The organism is Desulfurobacterium sp. TC5-1 (assembly GCF_000421485.1).
GTDB lineage: Bacteria > Aquificota > Aquificia > Desulfurobacteriales > Desulfurobacteriaceae > Desulfurobacterium_A.
Window position 1 is genome coordinate 624,432 of the sequence record NZ_ATXC01000001.1, and the last position, 16,759, is coordinate 641,190.

The window sequence follows — 16,759 nt, forward strand, 5'->3', positions numbered from 1 at the left end:
TATCTCCCGAAAAGTTATAAATTAAAATTATAGAACCATCTAACGGAGAAGAGACATGGGCGGATGTGTAATTTATGACGAAATCTTTCTAAAGCACAACCTCGAAGGACATCCGGAAAACAGAAATAGATTGATAAGCATAATGTCTTCCCTGCCAAAATTTAACATCCCTGTTGAAAAACCTGTAAGAATCAGCAAAGAACTCATAGAATCCATCCACGATAAAAGGTACATAAGTGCCGTAAAAAGTGCATCGTTAACCGGATTTGAATACCTTAACCCGGATACCTACGTGAATAATTATAGTTTTGACGCTGCAATAATGGCAGCAGGTGCCTGCGAAGAAGCAGTAAATCTCGTTGCAAACGACAAATACCGTGCCGTCTTCTGCGCTGTAAGGCCTCCCGGCCACCACGCAGAAAAAGACAGAGCGATGGGATTCTGCATTTTCAACAATATAGTAATAGCCGCAAAAAAGGCCCTCAAATCGGGATTTAAAAAGGTGTTTATAGTCGATTTTGATGCTCATCACGGAAACGGAACAGAGCATCTAATAAGAGACGATGAGAACATCTTTTACTTCTCAACCCACCAATACCCTTTCTACCCGGGAACAGGAAGTGAAGAAGAAAACAATAACCACATACTCAACATACCCCTTCCTTCAGGAACCGGCGATGAAGTTTTCATCCCTATTTACGAAAGAAAGCTTCCAAAAATTGTTCAGAACTTCTCACCTGACATTCTTCTCGTATCGGCAGGTTTTGATTTCCACAGAGATGACCCTCTAACAGGACTTAACGTTTCCTATTCAGGAATGGAAAGAATAGTGGAATCAGTCTTTTCCATCGCAAAAAGTTTAAAAATCCCCATCATCCTGACCCTTGAGGGAGGATACAATTTAGATGTTCTGACAAAGGCCGGGGAATCCATATTCAGTCACCTTTCCGATTTTTAAGCAGATAAGCACCAACGAATGCGGTAAAAAAACGGCAAGAAGGCAATAATAAACTGTATGAACCTTCTCCTTGTAACTGTTTTCATACCCCTCATCTAAACCTCCTATCTAAAGTGTTTTACTTGTGGAAAAAGTACCATCATTTGTTTAAAGAATCTGTTAAGAACAGTGCTAAAATAACCAGGGTAGGAGGGTAAAAGTGGAAGAAAAAAAACTAACACTCCTGCAGGCAGTATCGCTGGCTGTAGGAACTATGATAGGAGCAAGTATCTTTTCCATTTTCGGCGTGGGCGTGGAAACGGCAGGAACTGACCTTCCCTTCGCCTTCCTCTTGAGCGGCCTTTATGCCCTGATGGTGGGTTATTCTTACGCAAAACTTGGAACAAAAATCGTCTCAAACGCAGGACCTGTTGCCTTTGTCGAAAAGGCTTTCGGAAATAATCCTATTACCGGAACGCTAAGCATTTTAATGTGGACAAGCTATGTTGTTTCCATATCCCTTTTTGCCATAAGCTTTGCAGGCTATTTTCTCCCTCTCATTCACCTGAACAATTATGCCCTTAACACCTTCGTCGTAGTAATAATAATAGCGGTATTTGGTGCGCTTAACTACTTCGGTGGAAGCAGCGCAGTGGGAAAGCTCGAATTCTGGATAGTGCTTACGAAACTGCTTATACTTCTGCTGTTCATTGTTGCAGGACTTGCATCCTTTAACCCATCCTACGTTAAACCGAATTTCTCACCGGAAGGAATAAGGGGAATCTTAAATGCATCCGTTATCTTTTTTCTCTCTTACATGGGATTTGGACTTATAACAAACGCAAGCGAAAACATTGAAAATCCCCAAAGGACAGTCCCAAAAGCAATATACATAAGCATCATAACGGTCATCGTTATCTACGTTTTAGTATCGCTATCAGCCCTCGGTGCTGTCCCTGTATGGAAACTAGCTAAATATCAGGAAAATGCACTTGCAGTTGCAGCAGAGCCGGCACTGGGTAAATTCGGATTTGTACTTTTAAGTATCGGAGCACTCATAAGCATATCTTCTGCCTTAAACGCAACCCTCTACAGCGGTGCAAACGCAGCGTACGCACTTATGAAAGAAGGATACATCCCCCACCCCCGAAAACAGCTCAAAAGAGAATGGATGAGCGAACACTTCGGCCTATATCTAACCTGCACCCTCGCCCTCCTGTTTGCACTCCTGTTCAACATAACATCTGTAGCTTCAATAATCAGCCTTGTAACAACAATTCTCTACATTTTTGTTCTCTTTTCCCACATCAAGCTGATTGAAACAAAAAAAGCAGAAGGAAGAAAAGGCATTGTATTTTTTAACCTAATTGTCATTACATTCGTGGCGATAGAGATACTTATATTTCAGCTTAAAAACAGCCCAAAAACTTTTGTAACCTCTATCTTAATTCTCATCGGCTGTTTTACAGCAGAAATTCTTTACTACGGTAAGCAGCGGAAAATACGGATATTCAGAAGAAAAGAAGCAAAACCAACAATATAAACGACTTATAGCTAACATTTTTAAGCCTCTCAACAATTAAAAAATTTTGTTCTGACCAATCTATTGATTTTTTAAAAAATTTCAGATAAAATCATTTTTGATAAGTAGCGCTAAACACAGGGGGTACGGTGAAATTAAAACTAACTTTTGAGGCAGAAAAAGAGATAGAGCTTCCAATTCATTACAATTATATCCTCCAGGGTTTCATTTATAACAATCTTGCAAAACCATTCGCAGACTTCATCCATAATCAAGGTTATAGATACGGAAATCAGATTTTTAAACTCATAACTTTCTCAAAAATATACGGCAGAAAGAGAATATTCAAAAGGGAAAAGAAAATAGTTTTCGGTCCTTCTTTTCATATATACGTCTCTGCTATAGATACCCACATCCTACAAAGCATAGCATTGGAACTCATACAGAAAGAAAATCTACGTCTGCATAAAAACTTAATAAATCTGAAAAGTGTAGAAGCAATAGAACAGCCTGTCTCTTCACCTAAAACCGTTGTAAAAACCATATCACCCATAACCGTTCACGAATCGCTAAATCGGAAAACAATGTACTACAATCCTTACCAGGAAAAATTTTACAAGCTACTTGAAGAAAACCTCAGAAAAAAAGTAGCCGTAATCACAGGTAACGAAAACGATGAAATATCGATAAAACCTGTGGAAGACGTTAAATACAAGAAAATAATAACCTACTACAAGAATAACTTCGTGATAGAAGCCTGGGACGGAAAATTCGAAATAGAGGCACCGCCGGAAGTGATAAAAATAGCCCTGCGTGCCGGCCTCGGCGCCCGCAACTCTCAGGGCTTCGGTATGGTTGCAATCCCGGAGGAAAAATGGAAAGCGGCAAAAAGGAGATAACAGTAACATTTAAGACAATAACCCCTTTATGGACGGGGGATGCGTGGGGAGAATGTAAAGAGATTAGACCATCTTCACTCATAGGAAGTCTGCGGTTCTGGTTTGCTTTTTATTGGGAGATAATCAAAAATGGAAAAACTGAAAAACTAATTGACGGGATACCTCAAGAAAGTTTGACTGAATTAAAAGATAAAGGAAAAGTGAAAAACTTTCAAGATATTTTAAAAAGAAAACTAACTGAAACTAATTCTTTAGACGAAGCTATTGATAAAACATTAGATGAATTAGATTTATCTGTCCCTTCAAGAATTTTTGGTTGCACAGGTTGGAAAAGTAGAGTAAAAATATTAATCGAAAGTTACTCAGTAACTGAAATTGATTTTAACGGTATAGAGTTTAGATTTCCACTAGACAGATTGTCGTTAAACAGCAGATTTTGGATAAAGAAGACTCTATTCAACAAGGATATAAAAAAATTAAAGTTGTTCAAAAATATAAAAGTCAAGCTTGTTACTACTAATTATTGGTGGAATAAATATTTGAGGGATTTCTTCGAATTTTCCAAAGATAAATTAATTCTTGTTGGTGGCAAAAACTCCTTCGGATTTGGATTTGTAAATTTAAGTATTAAAGATAGCACAACTATTGATAAATATTCTTCCATTAAGAATAACGTAATAGTGAAAAAAATAGAAAATATCCCATACAGTGGAAGAAAAAAAGTCTTAGGATTTAATTTCAAATACTATTTACGAAAATTAGAAAATAAAAAGCATAGAGAAAAAATTTTTGGAAAACAAAAAGTGGCTTCCAAAATATACATTTCTAATTTATTAGAAGAAAAAAATAATTCAATTTATCTACTATTATTAAACAACCCGTTTTCTCGGGATGGAAAAATTCTAAACGACGTATATTACAGGAAAATTTTAGAATCTTTAACTGGAGATAAAGATGAGTACAAAAAGAAAGCCTAAATTTGATATTTGCGCAGAATACACAGAAGATAGTAAAAATCTTCTCGAAAATACAGAAAAATTGTTCGAAAGTTTTATAAGATTCAAGTTTGAATACATCAAAAACAAAAGTAAGGAGTTAGAACAACGCAAAAAGTCTACACAAAATAAAATAAATAATAAAGAGAGTGAAACATACATCATTGGAAATATTCAAAAAACACAACAGATATCTGGAATTTATATAAATCCTCAAGAAAAATTACGGAAGCACATTAATAAGCTTCCAAAACATTCATTCATTATCTGGTTCAGATTCAAACTGAAAGCACCCTATTTTTCAAAAGATAATGACGAAATCTACATTATCCAGAATCCTATCCTCAAAGAAACAAACTTCAAGACTCCAATGATTAGAGGTTCAGGCTGGAAGGGAGCTTTAGCACACGCATTTAGAGAATTAATAAACGAGAGCAAATGGGAAGAGAAAAAAAGTAAAATAGAGAGTTTCCTGCGAATCTTTGGTGCAGGCTCTGAAAGCATTAAAACTTTAGAAAAATATCTAAAAAACAAAACAGCAAATCTTAAAGAGTTTAAAGAGAATTTTTTAGCGTTCATCCTTTTTGAATTGGGTTTAGAGATTAATAAAGATTCATTAATACAGATAAAGGAAGCAGATAGTTATAAAGATATAAGCAATAAGATAGCCGAATACGTATGGAAAAAATATAAAGAAATCAAAAATTCAGGCTTCCTACCTTTAGAATTTCAAACCCATAAAGGAAGAGCCATTTTTTACCCAACCTATTTCAACAAACTGTCTTTAGAGATAATAAATCCACATGACAGAAGGAAAAGAGCAGGAACAAAACCGATTCACTATGAAGTAGTTCCAGAAGGCACAGAAGGGATTTTCCAACTTACCTACATTCCATTTGACGGAATCGTGGAAAAAGACGATACTCTAAAAACCAAAGCAGAGAAGGATCTAAACAACTTAATTCAAGCTTTAGAAAAGTTAGCCGACACAGGCATCGGAGCAAAAACAAAATTAGGCTGGGGAAGGTTTAAAATTTCAGATAGAAAAGTTTTTGATAATTCAAGTTTAAAAATTCCTGAAGGGTGGGGAAAATGGCAGAATTAGACTTAAACAGGTTAAAACAAAACAGAAATGAAGTTTTAAAAGCAGAAATCGGAGCATTGCTTTTTAATCTTGGAAAAACACACGCAGGAATTAATAACTGGAAAAAATATTTTCCAACTGTTAATTCAAAATTTGATAAATACAAAAAATATTACTCTAAGCATATTTTTGAAAACGAACTTCGGGACACGGATATAAAACTTAAAGACTTTATTTTCAACGAAATGGTAAAATTGCCTGATAATACAAATAATACAAATTTAAACTGGCTGGAATTTTTTAAAGGTGATGCATCAGGTGAAAATATAATTCAAAAAATCTTTTTCCGTGGCTGTGAGAATGTAAATTCCGGCATAGACAAAGGCTCACCGCAAGATGCAAATCAATTAGAAAATTTATGGATTTCAAACGCTTTTGGAAGTTTAAAAAAAGAAATAAACGACGAAAATGATTTTGACAGTTCCCGTCTGTGTTTTTTCAGGGATTTTCACAGATTTCTTGAAGACAAGTATTATTACCGTTCCCCCGACTGGAAAGAAATAAGAAATTGGGTGTTTGAACACGTTAAACCATGGTACTCCCGTCTTTTAAGTGATTCCCGTTTTCCTGTAAATGATGTTACCCTGTTTGATCAGGCTTACATGACTGCTTCTATGTTTAAAGCCGTGCTGGCGTCTTTATATCTTGATAATTCAAACTATCAAAATTTTATTAAAAATCCTCAATTGATTAAATGGTCAGTTCTTGGTATTCAATATGACAAATTAGCTCTGGCAGAAAAAGGACTGAAAGTTGCATCCATCAAGTGGTACAGAGAAACGGTAAACAAGGTTGACAATCAATTAAAGAAACTCATTGAGATAGAATACCCGCTTGGCAACGAGGTTTACAGGGATGAAACAGGGATCTACTTTGTGGTTGGAGAAAACATAAAAGGTGATAAAGATAGTGAGTTTTACAAATTGAATAATGCCTTGTCTGTAATTAAAACAAAAATTCAGGATATTTTTACCCGTAATTTTGAAGGAGAAATTTATCCTGCAATTTTATTAACAGAACCTTCAAGGGGATTGATGAATCTTGGACACCTTGTTGAAAAGGCAAAAGAGAATTTTTTAAAAGCTGAATACCCTTCTGATTTTAAAACAAAACTTAAACACGATTCCAATCCAAACGGTATCTGCCAGATTTGTAATATGAGACTTGCCCATAAAGGTAATAAAGAAAACTTGATATGCAACGTTTGCTTCAAAAGACAGCAGGGAAGGGTTAACGATTGGTTAACAAATGCTGAGAAAGAAACCATCTGGATAGAAGAAATCAAAGACAAAAACGACAGAGTAGCTTATGTATCCTTAAAATTTGAATTAGACGAATGGTTGAATGGGAATATGCTGAATAGTTTATTACAAAATACAGCTGATTTCCAATTATGCTATCAAAACATGAAAGACACATTAGAATGTGTCAGTAATTTATACAAAAACAATGCTTTTGATGTAAACTCATTTTTATTAGATTCATCAGGTAACTTTAATGAATGTCTTTTAATTAAGTTAGAAAACCTGATAAAGAAAGTTTCAGATATTTCTTTTAATCGTAAATTAGGAAAATTAACATTACATGTTGATTCTAATAGTGTCGAACTAAAAGATAAAAGAGGAAAACTTCAACCCCTAAAAAATCTACTCAATAATGAAATTTTCAAAAAGTTTATAAAACTATATGATTTTTCTATTTTTAATAATCTTAGCAAAGATGCCTATAATGGATGCAAGAAAAACAACGAAAGTTTTGACGATTTTATAAAACAGATTTTCTTTGGCTCTATTAGAGGAAATCAGTGGGAAAATTTCATAAAAAAATCGACTATTAATAATAAGATTAAGTGGGAAAACGAAACAATAGACTGGAGCAAATTAAACAATCAAGATATTGAATTCCTTGCCTATTTGATTCTGCAATTCCTTCTCCGAAAAAATCCATCTCCTGCAAGGCTCAGGAGAATCTGGGAAACGACAAAAGAATTTTTTGAAGAAATGCATCAGGAATTGGAAGAAATTTTAAAAATTCCTGAATGGAGGAAGAAAAGGTTAGTCTGGGAAGTAACCCTTGATGAAAATAATAGACTTGATAAATCAACGGAACTGGAAGGAGATAGACTTCTATTTTGGGCTGAAAAGGAAGGCAGTAAAGCAAAGATTTATTTAATAAGCTCTATAGAAAGCTTCCTGGAAAAATACGGAAAAGAAAAAATCAGAGAAATCCTGAACAGTAAAGATAATACTGAAATAATAGATAGTTTAAAAGGCGGATATGGACTGAAAAACAAGAAACTTCTTCTCAAAGAATATAAAACTAAGGAACATAAAATAGAATTAGACATTAAAGAAAATCTCAAAGAAATTATTTCTTACAAACCCTTTGCCCTAATAACAAATCCATCCCCTGTAAACTATCAGGTAATTATTCCGGCAGAATACTTACCTGAACTTATAGACAGGACGATAGAGAAATACAACAAAGAATTCAAGTACGTTTACGGAAAACTCCCTATTCACATAGGAATAGTCATTTCCGACTACAAAAAGCCGGTTTATGTAAACCTGAAAGCACTCAGGAAAATAAGAAGAAATGTCAAAGACACAGACAAATTATATAGACCAGTAAATGCAGGGAGGTTTTATACTTTGCAAAAACAAAAATTTACCTATGCAACGCCGGAAGAAAAGGCAGCTGAAGCATACTATTCATTATACTGGGACAATCCGGAAGGGAAAGGCTACAACTTTTACATAAACCCAGAAAACGGCCGGAAAAAATGGATCAGCACTATTTGTGAATTCAACGCAGATGAAAAAGTTCAAATAATTCCCAATACTTTCGACTACGAATACCTGGATCACAACATCAGGAGAAGTGAAATTACCTACGATGAAAGCGGAAAAAGAATGTTAGCGCTCAAAAGCAACAGGCCTTACGAAATTGAAGTTTACTGGGAAAAATTTAAAGCTTTTAGAACTCTGTCTAAAGACACCAATCTTCAGACAAGCAGACTGCATAAACTGATAGGAATCCTTTACTCTAAAGTTCAATATGAAGAGTTTGCAGATTGTGGAGCGTTTCTCGCCTCCTCATTTATAAATTGGCTTGAACTCGGTAAAAATGAAGACAGAAGAAAATTAATAAAAGAAATTTTTGAGCTGGACGCGGACTGCAAAACTTTATCCGAAGACTTTAAAAGGGAACTCAAAGAAAAATTAGAAATCAAAGAAAACATACTGCTCTTTTTAGATATGTTCAATTTCTGGCATACTGCATTAAAGGAGGTAAAGGATGAGTAATCAAGACATTGAAAACAAAAACAGTATGGTTGAAGAGATATCAATTTTTGCCATGGCAATGGATCCCGTTCATGTAGGAACCGGTGGTTATTCCATAGGAATGGTTGACAACACCATAGTAAGAGACCCTATCACCAATGTACCTAAGATTCCGGGAAGTACTCTGGCAGGCACATGGAGATATTATGTAACTTTGGAATTACAAAGTCATTTTAAAGAAGAATATAAAGCAGACCTGAAAAAAAGGGAAGAACATCAAGACGATATTTCCAAGCTTTTTAACAATCCAAAAGATTGGATGAAAAATTTTAACGGCAATAGATTCGCAAAAATTAAATGTGCAGGACAGGATGAAGAACCACAAAAAACCTTAGAAGAATCTAAAAACACAGATACCGGACATTGCGGACACTGCATAGTCTGTAAAGGTTTTGGATTTTCTAAAAAAAACATGCGCTGGCAGGGAATGATATTTTTCAGCGACTTACAAATTTTGTTCTTCCCCGTATTTACGATAAAAGGAACAAAGTGGATAACCACAGCTTCAAAACTAAAAGAAACAGGCATAGCACCCGAGATTGAAGATAAACAATCTGAGGATAAAATAAAAACGGAAACCGGAGATGAAAAATACCTGAACTTAGGCTGGCTGTACTTAGAGGTTGAAGGACCACACAACATAGACAAAAACAAATTTAAGATACCGAAATTTGGAAAGTTTAACTTAAAACCTGAAGATGTAATCGTCGTGCCTGAAAGTTTATTCGCCCACATAGTGAACTCAAATTTAGAAGTGAGAACTTCTGTGGCCATAGACCCCATCACCGGAGCAGCAAAAGAGGGAGCACTATTTACATCTGAAGCTATCCCGAGAGGAACGATATTACACGGCACGATAAGAATCTTTAATAAAAAAGCATTTGAAGGGAAGAAAAATGATGAAAGTAATTCGGAAACTCTTCCGGAAACAAAATATTTAATCGAGGCTTTAAAAGAAAGCAGACATTTCTACGAAACTCTTGGAATAGGTGGCATGACTACAAGGGGTTTCGGGAGATTAATCATAAACTCTAACGAATTTGAAGGAGGTGAAAGCAGTGGAAACCGCAAATAATAAAGGCAAAAACATAGAAGCCTTAACAAGCACAATAGCCTACGAAATAGTCAGTAAAGGAATTTTAAACGAAAGCGAGATAAATAAACTGCTTGGAGTTTTAACAAACAACGGTGTCTATGCAATGTGGGTGTACGCTCAGGCAAATTTTAAAAATGAAAAAATCAGTGAGTTCGCAAGAAGAATTGAAGAAATTCCTCCGCTTAGCGACTTTTCAAAAGACGAAGGAACGCCTAAAGAGAGTAAAAGAATCGAGCGTGTAAACAATAACCTTAGAGAAATATCCGAGAACCTTCCCCAGCTTTTACTTCTGAAACAACTTCTGGAAAAAACACTAACTTATGCAAGATACCATGCAAAAGCATCAGGAGATAAAAAATGAAGTGGTATAAGCTGATTTTTGAACAGGTACAGCCGATTCACGTTGGAAAACTCAACTGGGGAGTGGTATCTGAAACAGAAATATTTATTCCCGGACAAACCATGTGGGGTGCCGTTGTCAACGCGTATTTATGTAAAAATAAGCATTCTGAAATAAAGACCGTCCAGGAGAACTTTGAAACTATAACAAATTTCTTTCCATCTTTTGATGAAGAAAATATTTTAGAACCTGCCTATAAGGACGGAGAATTTGCATACAAAACAAAAAAAAGCTTAATAACAGAAGAAAAATTCAGGATTTACTTTGTAAGTGCCGACTTCAAAACATCTATAAATCCATTTACTGTAACGGCTAAAGAAGAGCAGCTGTATGAAATTGAATACATTTTGCCGAAGCCGAAAAGAGAATTTTTAGAAGATGCAAAGCAATTGGGTTTCAAAGAAAATCTCTACTGGATAGGTTTAATAAAATTAAAAGAAGACGACATAAAAGAAGTATTCGAAAGAGGAAACTTTGAAATCTTTGTAGGCGGAGATGCAAGATACGGCTACGGCTTGATGAAACTAAAGAAATATAAAGAGGCAGAAGAAAAAGAATTACAAAAATGGAACTTAAATGACGATGGAAAGTTCAATCATGATAGCAAAACACCTTTAAAAAATTTTTTAGAATTTAGCAGCGGCATAAAGTTCAAAGGGGATATCAAACTTATTCCCGAAATGGATTTTTCTCAAAACACTTCTTCCGTAAAAAATGCAAAATTTTACATAGCAATAGGAAGTATGCTGGAAAACAATCCCCCTCATGATTTAATTTTAAAAAAAGGGAAATTTATTCTGGAGTCTTAAATGATAGAAGCAATTTATAACCTTGGAAAAATTTTAATGCAGGATGACGGCAATTCCGGCAAAGTAACGCCAGAGCCGGTCAGCGCAGACAGATTAATAATCATAAACCTTGATAAGGATGGAAAGCTTATTAACGTTACAGATACAAAAAATGTATCCGAATACGAAAAAAAACTACTTTATAAAAGAGTAAGAGCCTCCAGACGATGCAATTCCTGCACTCCCACATTCTTTCTGAACATAAAAGAACCGCAAAAAAGCATAACCTGCTTAAAGTCCATCTTTAACTGGATGAAAAACTATAACAGTTCGGTTAAAGAACCAGAAGACTATGAAGCAATTCTCAAAGCACTGAAAAGTTACCTGAAAGACTTTCCTCCGCAAAGCAGAGAAAAGATTCTTCTTACCGTTACCGTGGACGGGAATTTCCCCTCAGAAATTCCGGAGATAGTTAGCGCATTTGAAACCGGCTATGTTCAAGAACTTGGATTTAACGAAATCGGAACATGTTCTCTGTGCGGCAGCACTACCAGAATTACAGGGAAAAAATCCCCCTTTGCCTTTTACACACTTGATAAAGTGGGCTACATTTCAGGCTTTTCAACTAAAAATCACGGGAAAGGATTCCCGATATGTTTTGAATGTTTCAAAAAGCTGGAAAAAGCCAAACAGTACATATCAAGCAGAAGTTTTATTTTAACCAAAAACGCTCCCAGATACTGGCTCGTCCCAGGTGTTATTTTTGACACAGAAACTTCTGACAGTAACTCACTCAAAGAACTCATTGAAAACATTTACGACCTGGAATACATGAAAAAGTATCTTCATTTAACAGAAACGGAACATCAAAAACTTGCAGATACAGAAGAAGATATTCTGGACATACTGAAAGAGCTTGAGGACTATCTCACATTCCACTTTATTTTTATTGAAAAGAACCAATCTCAGGAAATCATTAAACTGCATATCCAGGACATCTATCCTTCAAGAATAAAAAAGCTTTTCGAAGCCAAAACCCACGTTGAAAAGAACCTGGAACTTAAAAGAGAATTCACTTTCGGCACTTTAGGTCAGTTTTTCTGGAAATGGGATAAGCACTCTAAAAGGAAAGACCTGCAGAAATATTTCCTTGATCTCATTGACCGGATATTTCGGGAAGTCCCTTTCTCAGAAGCCCTGCTCATAAAGTTCTTGCTTAATGGAATAAGACGAGCTTACCTTGACGAAGAATACGATAAATTAACAGCACTCAATGCTTTAGCATCGTTCCTGTTTGTTAAAGCAACTACGGAGGGAATAATGGAAACTATCAAAACCGACGACGTCAGGAATTTATTAGAAACTCTACCTCTGCTAAATACACCGGAAGCAAAAGGATTATTTGTCCTCGGAGTCCTGACACAGCGCCTGATTGACAAGCAGGCTGGAACCAGAAAAGGCAACAAACCTTTCCTTAAAAAACTTTCCAGCTTTAAACTGGACCAGAGAGGCTTTGAAAAATTGATGCCTGAACTGAGAGACAAAATGGAAGCCTACGAAATTTTTGGAAAATTTGAAAGGGAACTGTTTGACCTGGCTTCAGAATGTTTTGCTAAAGCCAACCAGCCCTGGAAACTTAATGTTGAAAAGATGAACTTTGTATTTGCAGTCGGCATGGGAATGAAGGACAAAATCTACAATAAAAAATTTGAGAACAAAACTGATGGAGGTAAATCATGATTAGAAACCGCCGTGAGTATCTTTTTTTCTACGATGTAACCGATGCGAATCCCAACGGCGACCCAATGGATGAAAACAAGCCGAGAATTGATGAAGAAACAAAAATCTGCCTCGTAACAGACAGCAGACTGAAGAGGATAATCAGGGACGAACTGGCAGACATGGGTGAAGAAATCTTTATAAGGGAAGAAAGAAAAGAAGACGGAAAATTAAAAACAAAAGAGGAGCTGTTAAAAAGTTACAACAAAGGAGATTACAACGAAATTCTTAAAAGATGCATAGATATAAGACTTTTCGGCGGAACGTTTGCTATCGGAGACAATGCTAAAAGCTTTACAGGACCTGTCCAATTTAAATTCGGAAGAAGTCTTCATAAAGTAGATGTAAAACTTATCAAAGGAACCACTGTTATGCCGTCAGGAGAACAAAGAGGACAGGGGACAATGACAGATTTTTACATAATTCCCTATGGACTTTTCTGTTTCTACGGAATAGCCAATGAAAAAGCATCAAATGATACACAGCTGACCGACGAAGATCTGGAAAAAATGACAGAAGCACTATGGAAAGGAATAAAAGAGTCAACAGATGTAATTTCCCGTTCCAAATTTGGACACATGCCGAGACTCTTAATAGAGATTATCTACAAAGAAGGTGAAAAGTTCCACATTGGAGAACTTAACAAAAGAGTTTCTATAAATAAGCCGGAAGCCCTTGATGATCTTGCAATAAGAGATATTGAAGAGTTTGAACTTGACCTTTCAAAACTCAAAGAAGCAGTACAGAAGCACAAAGACAAAATAGAAAAAGTTTACTACTGTATAGATGAAAGAGTTAAACTCACCGAAGGTTCCACACTGAACGAAGTTTTTGAAAACATCACTCTGGAGAAGTTTCCATGGCTTGCAGAATAATTGCTTTTGATATATGGGGAGAACTGGCACACTTCAGGCGGTTTTTTACCACTTCTTCTCCCCTCACTTTCTCTTTTCCGCCGCCAACAACCGTTAGGGGAATAATCGGAGCCATTTTAGGACTTCAAAAAAATGAATACATAGAAATTACAAATCGGTTAAGTATCGGAATATATATCACTTCCCCTATCAGGAAGCTAAGAACCGGGCTAAACATAATTTTCACCAAGGGAAGCGGTGGGAAATTTGAACCAACGCTTTTTAAAGATAAAAAGGGAGATGTTAAAAAAACCGTTAGAACGCAAATTCAAGTAGAATTCCTGAAAGATCCTGGTTACAGGATTTTCGTAGCCGGTGACGAAAAACTTCTTGATTCCCTTTTGAACTATCTGCCGTACCACAAGACAGAATACACTGTTTCCCTTGGTCTTTCTGAATGCCTTGCCGATTTTAAATTTGCAGGTGAATTTACCGCTGAAGAAGTAGAAGAAACGAGCGAAATACATTCAGCAATACCAACAAGAAAAATAAAAAACATCAGCTTAAGCAACCAGATTAAACTGGCTAAAGAGAGAATTCCCATATATATGAACGCAGAAAGAATTGTTCAGGAATATGACAATATTGTATTTGAAACCAGCGGTAAACCAATTAAGGGAGCTTTTAAAAATGTCTTCCACATTAAAGAGACCGGAGAAAACGTTCACCTGTTTACTGTCCCATCCCAACAAATGTCTAAAAGATCATTTGAAAAAGACGCAAAATCTGGTTGAAAAATACTTTCCTTATAACGACAACACGGCTAAAGAACTTGCCGCTTACGCTGCAAGGTTCCACGACGCAGGTAAAGCAACATCGTTTTTCCAGGAATACATAAAAGGAAACGGAAAATGGTCAAAAGAAAAGAACCATTCACTCCTCTCTGCTGTTATTCTTTATTACTATTTGAGAAAAATTAGAGGTATAAGTCCTTTACAGGCATTTCTTTCTTTTCTCGCAGTAAAAAAACACCATTCATTTCCGGAAGACACGTTTGAAAACGGCGGTATAATCAATGACACAGAACTGATAAAAAAACAACTTAATGCTATTTCAAAAGATAATATCAAAGAACTTGGAATTCCTGTTACTGTTCAAGAACTAAAAGAATCCATCAATGACATAATCAAAGAATTAAAATATTTCAGAAGTCTAAGGAGATTTAAAAGAAATTTTGGAGAAATAGAGAACTTTTCAATATATACAACTTTTTTATCAATATATTCCTCTCTTCTTTTCTCCGATAGAAAAGATGCTGTTGATGCTCCTGAAGTAAGTTTCCCGGACATTCCTTATGAAAAGTTTAAAAATTTGATTGATTCCATTCCTTTAAAACGGCCAATAGATGAAAAAAGACAGGAAGCAAAAGAATTTGTGCTTTCTAAAGAATTCAATCTGAAACAGCGAATCTACTCAATAAACCTCCCAACGGGTTTAGGAAAAACTTACACAGGATTTTTACAAGCACTCAAAATGAAAAAAATTCTAAAGGAAAAAACGGGCAAAAGTTTCAGGATAATATACGCATTACCCTTTATTTCCATTATTGACCAAAACTTCGAAGTACTAAAAGAAAAACTTGAACAAATTATAGACAGCACAGATTCCAGACTGATTTTAAAACACCACCACCTCAGCAACTTTGAATATTTAACTAACAATTCTGAAATCCTTCCTTTTGACATCGCAAAAGTATTAACAGAAGGTTGGGAAAGTGAAATTACTATTACCACAATAGTGCAAATATTTAATGCAATCTTTCCAAAAAACCGAAGCCAGGCACTTCGCTTTTCCAGACTTCAGAATACCATAATTATTCTTGATGAAATTCAAACTATACCTGTTAAATATTGGAAAATTTTTAATGAAATCATTGAGGATTTATCAAAAAAACTTGATTTCTACATAATATTTATGACAGCAACAAAGCCAGCAATATTTACCAACCATACAGAACTTGCAGGTGGAAAATTTTTTACAGGACTCAACCGATACGAAATAGAAATAGATCTGAAAGAACGTACCATAGAAGAATTTTTAGAAAAAATTGACATTAACATTGAGAAAAGTCATTTGTTTATCCTTAACACAGTAAAGTCCTCCCAGGAAGTTTATAAAAAGTTAAGTGAAACAATCAACGGAGAAATTGAATACCTGTCAAGAGCAATTACACCATTTGAGAGGAGGGAAAGGCTCAAAAAAATTAGAGAGGGAAAAGTCAAATATCTAATTTCCACTCAAATTGTAGAAGCAGGAGTTGACATAGATTTTGATGTAGTTATAAGAGATTTTGCTCCTTTTGATTCCCTTAATCAATCAGCAGGAAGGTGCAACAGAAACGGAGAAAAAGCAGGACTGTTTAAAATCATAAAATTAATTGATGAAAATAATCAACGTCCATACTGGAGCTACATATACGATCCCATCCTTTCTTCAGCCACTATGGAAATCCTAAAAGATAAACACCGTCTAACAGAAGAAGAATTTATAAAATTGACTGAAAAGTATTTCAATCTTGTTAAAGACAGAGCCACAGACGAAGCAAAAACTGTAAAACCTTTTTTCGAAGCTGTTAAGTATCTACGATTTCAACCCATGGAAAATTATAGATGCAAGGAAAATGAAAAATTTATTTGCGACATGAACCTTATTGAAGAAGACTGTGGAGAGGAAATTTTTGTTCAACTTAATGAAGAAGCGGTTGAAATATGGAATAAAATGATAGAAATTGTCACAAAGTTAAAAAAAGGAAACCGTGAAGCATTTAAAGATTACCTGCGAATTAAGCATAAGTTCTACGATTTCGTAATAAAGGTGAATTTAAACAAAAAAATACCAATACCGATATCAAAAGAGCTTGGTTTTTACTTCATTCCAATAGAAGAATTAGACAATTATTATGATAAAACAGGACTTAAAGAACCTAATCTAATCTGGTAAT

Annotated in this window: 13 protein-coding genes; all 13 read left to right on the forward strand. The window is 35.3% G+C overall.

The genetic code is table 11. The features are described from left to right. Nucleotides 1-55: 55 nt before the first annotated feature. Nucleotides 56-958 carry a histone deacetylase gene (locus H153_RS0103120; protein ID WP_022846686.1) on the forward strand — a complete coding sequence of 301 codons (903 nt, stop codon included), beginning with the start codon at nt 56-58 and terminating at the stop codon, nt 956-958. Between the two features lie 199 nt (nt 959-1,157). Next, entirely contained in the window at nt 1,158-2,480 is a 1,323-nt protein-coding gene (locus H153_RS0103130; protein ID WP_022846688.1) for an APC family permease, read from the forward strand. A gap of 128 nt (nt 2,481-2,608) precedes the next feature. Further along, nucleotides 2,609-3,358 carry a CRISPR-associated endoribonuclease Cas6 gene (gene cas6 / locus H153_RS09130; protein WP_022846689.1) on the forward strand — a complete coding sequence of 250 codons (750 nt, stop codon included), beginning with the start codon at nt 2,609-2,611 and terminating at the stop codon, nt 3,356-3,358. Continuing rightward, nucleotides 3,334-4,335, forward strand: a complete 1,002-nt coding sequence (cmr1, locus tag H153_RS0103140; RefSeq protein ID WP_022846690.1) for a type III-B CRISPR module RAMP protein Cmr1 — start codon at nt 3,334-3,336, stop codon at nt 4,333-4,335. The genes cas6 and cmr1 overlap by 25 nt, the downstream gene beginning before the upstream one ends. After that, a complete protein-coding gene (locus tag H153_RS0103145) occupies nt 4,313-5,458 on the forward strand; it encodes an RAMP superfamily CRISPR-associated protein (RefSeq protein WP_022846691.1) in 1,146 nt (381 codons plus the stop codon). Before cmr1 ends, H153_RS0103145 begins: the two co-directional genes overlap by 23 nt. Further along, nucleotides 5,446-8,802, forward strand: coding sequence for a CRISPR-associated protein Csx11 (locus tag H153_RS0103150; protein ID WP_022846692.1), 3,357 nt, complete (start codon nt 5,446-5,448; stop codon nt 8,800-8,802). Before H153_RS0103145 ends, H153_RS0103150 begins: the two co-directional genes overlap by 13 nt. Nucleotides 8,803-8,827: 25 nt before the next feature. Further along, complete coding sequence (locus tag H153_RS0103155) at nt 8,828-9,916, forward strand: RAMP superfamily CRISPR-associated protein (protein ID WP_155883395.1); 1,089 nt, start codon at nt 8,828-8,830, stop codon at nt 9,914-9,916. Further along, on the forward strand, nt 9,891-10,298 hold the full coding sequence (locus tag H153_RS0103160) for a hypothetical protein (protein WP_196799785.1): 408 nt from the start codon (nt 9,891-9,893) through the stop codon (nt 10,296-10,298). The genes H153_RS0103155 and H153_RS0103160 overlap by 26 nt, the downstream gene beginning before the upstream one ends. Then, nucleotides 10,295-11,146: an RAMP superfamily CRISPR-associated protein gene (locus H153_RS09135; protein WP_022846695.1), complete on the forward strand. Its 852-nt coding sequence runs from the start codon at nt 10,295-10,297 to the stop codon at nt 11,144-11,146. Before H153_RS0103160 ends, H153_RS09135 begins: the two co-directional genes overlap by 4 nt. Next, nucleotides 11,147-12,865 carry a TIGR02556 family CRISPR-associated protein gene (locus H153_RS0103170; RefSeq protein ID WP_022846696.1) on the forward strand — a complete coding sequence of 573 codons (1,719 nt, stop codon included), beginning with the start codon at nt 11,147-11,149 and terminating at the stop codon, nt 12,863-12,865. Then, complete coding sequence (gene cas7b / locus H153_RS0103175; protein ID WP_022846697.1) at nt 12,862-13,779, forward strand: type I-B CRISPR-associated protein Cas7/Csh2; 918 nt, start codon at nt 12,862-12,864, stop codon at nt 13,777-13,779. Before H153_RS0103170 ends, cas7b begins: the two co-directional genes overlap by 4 nt. Continuing rightward, nucleotides 13,764-14,552, forward strand: coding sequence for a type I-B CRISPR-associated protein Cas5b (gene cas5b / locus H153_RS09140; protein WP_022846698.1), 789 nt, complete (start codon nt 13,764-13,766; stop codon nt 14,550-14,552). Before cas7b ends, cas5b begins: the two co-directional genes overlap by 16 nt. Further along, nucleotides 14,527-16,758, forward strand: a complete 2,232-nt coding sequence (locus H153_RS0103185; protein WP_052168193.1) for a CRISPR-associated helicase/endonuclease Cas3 — start codon at nt 14,527-14,529, stop codon at nt 16,756-16,758. The genes cas5b and H153_RS0103185 overlap by 26 nt, the downstream gene beginning before the upstream one ends. The last annotated feature ends 1 nt before the right edge of the window (nt 16,759 follow it).

Bases quoted from the DNA above. Each gene is read 5' to 3' on its own strand.
- H153_RS0103120 (WP_022846686.1), top strand. From the start codon at position 56: ATGGGCGGATGTGTAATTTATGACGAAATCTTTCTAAAGCACAACCTC.
- cmr1 (WP_022846690.1), top strand. From the start codon at position 3,334: ATGGAAAGCGGCAAAAAGGAGATAACAGTAACATTTAAGACAATAACC.
- H153_RS0103145 (WP_022846691.1), top strand. From the start codon at position 4,313: ATGAGTACAAAAAGAAAGCCTAAATTTGATATTTGCGCAGAATACACA.
- H153_RS0103150 (WP_022846692.1), top strand. From the start codon at position 5,446: ATGGCAGAATTAGACTTAAACAGGTTAAAACAAAACAGAAATGAAGTT.
- H153_RS0103155 (WP_155883395.1), top strand. From the start codon at position 8,828: ATGGTTGAAGAGATATCAATTTTTGCCATGGCAATGGATCCCGTTCAT.
- H153_RS09135 (WP_022846695.1), top strand. From the start codon at position 10,295: ATGAAGTGGTATAAGCTGATTTTTGAACAGGTACAGCCGATTCACGTT.
- H153_RS0103170 (WP_022846696.1), top strand. From the start codon at position 11,147: ATGATAGAAGCAATTTATAACCTTGGAAAAATTTTAATGCAGGATGAC.
- cas7b (WP_022846697.1), top strand. From the start codon at position 12,862: ATGATTAGAAACCGCCGTGAGTATCTTTTTTTCTACGATGTAACCGAT.
- cas5b (WP_022846698.1), top strand. From the start codon at position 13,764: ATGGCTTGCAGAATAATTGCTTTTGATATATGGGGAGAACTGGCACAC.